Origin of the sequence: Rhodococcus sp. IEGM 1370, from assembly GCF_033142325.1 — a bacterium.
Classification (GTDB): Bacteria; Actinomycetota; Actinomycetes; order Mycobacteriales; family Mycobacteriaceae; genus Rhodococcoides.
This window is the reverse complement of sequence record NZ_JAWLRY010000044.1, coordinates 1-4,426: the sequence shown is the minus strand read 5'-3', so window position 1 is coordinate 4,426 and position 4,426 is coordinate 1. Positions and strand designations below refer to the sequence as shown.

The 4,426-nt window shown below is 58.9% G+C and carries 5 protein-coding genes; 2 read left to right on the top strand and 3 right to left on the bottom strand.

Annotated features, from left to right (window positions below):
- Positions 1 to 103 precede the first annotated feature (103 nt).
- Together R4P47_RS24800 and R4P47_RS24795 are read left to right on the top strand one after the other, a co-directional pair.
- Positions 104 to 376 carry a hypothetical protein gene (locus R4P47_RS24800; protein WP_317786059.1) on the top strand — a complete coding sequence of 91 codons (273 nt, stop codon included), beginning with the start codon at positions 104 to 106 and terminating at the stop codon, positions 374 to 376.
- Positions 377 to 444: 68 nt separating this feature from the next.
- On the top strand, positions 445 to 672 hold the full coding sequence (locus tag R4P47_RS24795) for a hypothetical protein (protein WP_317786058.1): 228 nt from the start codon (positions 445 to 447) through the stop codon (positions 670 to 672).
- A 727-nt stretch (positions 673 to 1,399) separates the two neighbouring features.
- Here the strand turns inward: R4P47_RS24795 and R4P47_RS24790 are convergent.
- The 3 genes from R4P47_RS24790 to R4P47_RS24780 all read right to left on the bottom strand — a co-directional run bounded on the left by R4P47_RS24790 (position 1,400) and on the right by R4P47_RS24780 (position 4,280).
- On the bottom strand, positions 1,400 to 2,050 hold the full coding sequence (locus tag R4P47_RS24790) for a hypothetical protein (protein WP_317786057.1): 651 nt from the start codon (positions 2,048 to 2,050) through the stop codon (positions 1,400 to 1,402).
- Positions 2,051 to 2,119: 69 nt separating this feature from the next.
- Positions 2,120 to 2,356 (bottom strand): hypothetical protein, encoded by a 237-nt coding sequence (locus tag R4P47_RS24785; protein ID WP_317786056.1) that lies wholly within the window; start codon positions 2,354 to 2,356, stop codon positions 2,120 to 2,122.
- A gap of 328 nt (positions 2,357 to 2,684) precedes the next feature.
- Positions 2,685 to 4,280 carry an AAA family ATPase gene (locus R4P47_RS24780; protein WP_317786055.1) on the bottom strand — a complete coding sequence of 532 codons (1,596 nt, stop codon included), beginning with the start codon at positions 4,278 to 4,280 and terminating at the stop codon, positions 2,685 to 2,687.
- Positions 4,281 to 4,426 lie beyond the last annotated feature (146 nt).

Sequence of the window (4,426 nt, the reverse complement as noted above, 5' to 3'; positions counted from 1 at the left end):
GAATTCTCCCAGCTCAGAGCAACATTCTTTCTATCTGACACGCCTCGCCTACACGCCAGCGTGAAAGCCCGAGGCTAAGCTCCCCGCTTCCTCGACCGACCAGATGGAAGAGTTGATCAAGGCCGAGGTCACTGGGTACACGAATCGACGCAAGCGTATTGCTGAGCGAACCGTAGACAAGATGTCCGTCTTCTTGGTCATCTTCTTTGGCGCAATCACGATGGCCCTGCTCTACTTCGGCGTCTCGTACGCGTTCGATCACCGGTGGTTCTGGTTCGTACTAGTTCCGCTCGCGGTATTCCTCCTCGCGATGATTGGAGCGGGATTGGGAAGCGTGTATAAGTATCCACCCGACGTCCCCTCGCCCTCCCCGTGACTTGAAAACTGTTGCACCACACCAAATATGCTCACAGACTCAGTTCCAAAGTCTCTTAGAATCGAGGTATGCCACACGCTGCGATCGCCCTACCTGACGCAACCGCCTACGTCGCGGACCTGATCGGGTATCGCCACACCACCGATTGCAACGACCTCGCCCTGATCGCTGAGACGACCGAAGCGGCCGCTGAGCTTGCGGCTAGCGCCCGAGACTTCATCGCTGCGCACGATCTGCTGTCCGCGGCGTACTGCTCGACCCTGGCCCTAATGCTCGACCCGACCGTCGATCTGTAAACAGGCACAAGGAAGCCCCACCCGTACATGCACCGGTGTGGGGCTTTTTTGGCTTTCAGTGCGTCTGTGCGCTTTTCGCGGTGTATGTCATCACGCGGCGCACGTTCAGATCGTCACGCCGTCTCTCAGGCACCAGTGCACCGCCCCTCCGGCGCAACGGCATTCGATCCTCGAACGGTTTCTTCGCCCACGAGTCGCTCAAGGTCGCACAGGTGAATCGCGATCCAGTCCAGTTCTTTCGCCTCGGATTCCGTCACGGGTGCGTTTGCGCATAGCTTCGCCGCATCGTCCAGGAGTTGGTACGTCTGGCGCATCAGATCGTTGAACCGCGCGCTTCGATCGGGTAGGTCCGTCCACTGCATCGCGCTCACCTCGCTCGTCGTGTTCGACCAGCATGGGCGTACCCCTCGACAGTCACAACACAGCCTGTGGATAACCTGTGGACAACTGGTGCGAGGCTGTGGATGAAGTTGTGGCTCGCATGTTGACAAGCTGTGGAGCATCGATACCCACACCTGCTGAACAGCACGTCAGTGCTTGTGGACTGAATTACACGCTTGTGAGTAACCCGGGGACGGCGTGTCTCGCAGTCGGCGTGTCGCCTGTACATGGTCTGTGCACACACATTCTGGCGTGGGCTGGGTCACCGTCGATCTGATCTGCAATCAGAAGCTGGCGCGTCTACCACTCAGCCCGTCATCCTCAAGACAGGCGACGGGCTGGGCGGCTACGCGTTGACTGGTTCGACCCAGTGCTGCGCAAGTCCTCGGTTGTACTTCATCCCCGCCTTGGTACGGGACTCGGCGATGTTCAGGTTGTGACGCACTTGGACAGCCGCCTTAGTGTCGTCGCGCAGGTCGTCGAGTGCCTTGGCGAACCGAGGGAACAACGGACGGAGGAACAACTGATCGACGCCGTCTTGGTGGATTCCCTTGGCGAGCAGATACGGCACGAGTTCCTGCACGAGAATGGGCTTGATCGAATCGTCTGCGGACTGGACAGCCTTGAGCGCGATATCGAGACGTGCCGCCCCGTTGGCACTTTCGAGCTCGGACTGAACACGGGGCCACACCCGAGCAACACGCGTCTCTGCGAGCTGTTGATCCGCGGTCGACCCGGTCGGTGCAGTCAGCTTGGCGCGCTGCTTGGCGATGTTCTCTTGCGCATCGGTCAGCTCGGTCTCGACGGTGTTGCGTACCTCGGCGAGGGTGTCGTTCCACCCGTACGTGGCTTCGAGGTGCGCGAACTGCTCCTCGGCTCCCTTCTGCGTGATCACCCCGTCGTTGAGCTTGGCCTGCACGGTCTGCGCCTTCATGTCGTGCAGTTCGCTGGCAGTCTTGATCGTCAGGAACAGGTCGGTGGTGTCGATATTTCCCATGTCATTTCTTTCTGTCGGTTGATACCTGGTAAATCTTTCCCCGCTGGTACGTAGTACGGCGGTGGCCCGTCAGTGCGGTTCGTTGATCTTCTTGTTCCTTTCCATGCGTAGAAGAATCAAAGGGATTCGCGGGCAGGGCTCGTCGTGGATGAGTTGATGCAGTTTCCCCGTCGGACTGACGTCAATAGCGGGTGTGCTGCAGTCTGGGCAGGCCCCCGCCGGATCGAGTAAAAACTCGGTCCCCTCGTGCTCGAAGATCTCGTTGCCATCGGAATCGATCCGAGTGTGAATGGCGCGAACGATCATTGGCTTTTCCTTTCCGGGTTGCATTGTTGAATCATAATCGATATTGGCAAAATCCCCGAAGCGCTAGTTCGACCTACTCGCACGTGGGCGCGACGGTAGATGAATTGCAGCGCAATTACTTTCACAATTTCCACACCGTGCCCAAGTTATCGAGTTTCTTACTCGCACGTGCGCGTCGCGATGTGTGCCTGTATTCGTGTAACTGTAATTATGTAGGAACTTTGTAATATCGAAATATGGATAGCTGGTTACAGTTACACCGTTACGGCGATACACGGGGTTCGCACGACGCGCCCAGGCATTATGCGTCCGGGCGCGTCGTACACGCCTACACGCGCGAGTAAGACAAGGTATTCCGGTCGTGGGCAACTCGCCCATCGTGTTTCAACCGGGTCAAGGTCGTCTTGACTGTGCCGAGCGCGACATCACCAAGCGCGTCGCAAATTTCCTTGGCGGTCATCTCGTCGGCACCCAAAGCCTTCAGCACCCGGCTACGTGTGGAGTCGCTGCGCTCGATGAGTTCGGCCGCGTCGACAATCCTCCAGCGCCCGCCCTCGAAGACGACGTCCCATTCGTTGCCCTCCATCTCACGAGCGACAAGAAGCATCTTTCCCTCGGGCTTGTTGCGGTTGCGACGAAGGATGATCAACACATCGGCAGCGGCGGTCAGACCCTTGGTTCCCGAGATCGAATCCACGAAGTCGGTGGACTCCGCCTTGCGGTCGTGGTGTGCAATCGCGATGGCGCACCTGCGCTTGTGGGCAAGGTCCGACAACAACTTCGCCGGGGCGTAGTCGGCTGCGAACTGGTCCTGATTTCTGGTCGTCGGCGCGCCTTTGAACGCAGCCAGCGTGTCGATCACGACCAGCGTGCAAGCAGGGTGATCGGTGAGCCAATCGTCCAGGGCCTCGATACCGCCATCTGACATGGTCTCCCACTCCGTCTCGAAGTGAAGCTCGTACTTAGGCTGCAACTCCCCGCTGTCGACGAGAACCTTCACCCTCGATTGCAGGCTTCGGCCACCGCCACCTTCGAGGTTCAGGTAGAGAACTTCGCCCGGTGTGGTCGCAATAGACCCGAACGCGGGGGCACCCTGAATGACGGACAGAGCGAGGTCGAGAAGCCAGAAGGACTTACCCGTCTTCGGCGACGCGACGACCAGCGCCAGTCCCTCAGTCACGAGCTTGTCAGCGACGAATCTCAACGCCGGGAACTTCTCGGTCAACAACTGCCCGAGCGTCCAGGAGGTCTTTTGAGCAACGTCACGAGTGACACGGTGGGGCTTCTTGTCGACCGCGAGTTCTGCCTTAGCTTTGGGCCATATGCGCTCGATGTCGGCAATCAAGCGCAAGCCGTCACGCTTTTCTCTGATGTCCTCCCCCTGCGAGTGATACAAGAGAATGCCCGCAACCTGGTCGATACTCAGCTTCGCCTTGATCCCCTCCTTGACGACAGCGAAGACGGCCTCCGATCGATCGTCGTTAGCGAACGCCTTGCGAAGTTCGCCCTTGACCACCCCCCTTCCCGGCTTCACCGGCTCTGTAACGCGTTCCACAGCTACCCCGTTCGACACGCGCAGTCGCGACGGCGAGAAACCCTCCGCGACGAGCAAGGACTCGAAGTCGGCCAAGGACCACCGTCGATCGTCGAACTTCGAGACAGAAGGTGTTCGCGGCTCTCCGTCGTGCCCAATATGCTTGTCCTTGAACGAAGCTACCCACGGGAGACGTAGCCAACTGACCATGCTCTGCTTCGAGTCACCCCCGACCGCTCGCATCAGGAGAGTGTTCATCCGAAGCCATTCCTCAGGGTCCATCGCTTCCTCGATCAGGAAGTAGATGTGCTGATTGCCCCGTGTGGGAGAAGCGACGACCAAACACCCGTGTTCCGTCAGCTTGGCAAGTAGCGCGTCGTTGATGGCCACCTTGCTGCCATCTTTGCGAGTGCGGTCGATATCTACCCACAAGATGTGCTGGCACTCGGACGGTGTGGCTGAATCACCCTAGGTTTTGTGCCGCCTCCAGTTGGGGCTGATCCTCGGTGCCGAGGCCAGAGTAGTGGAGCGTTTCG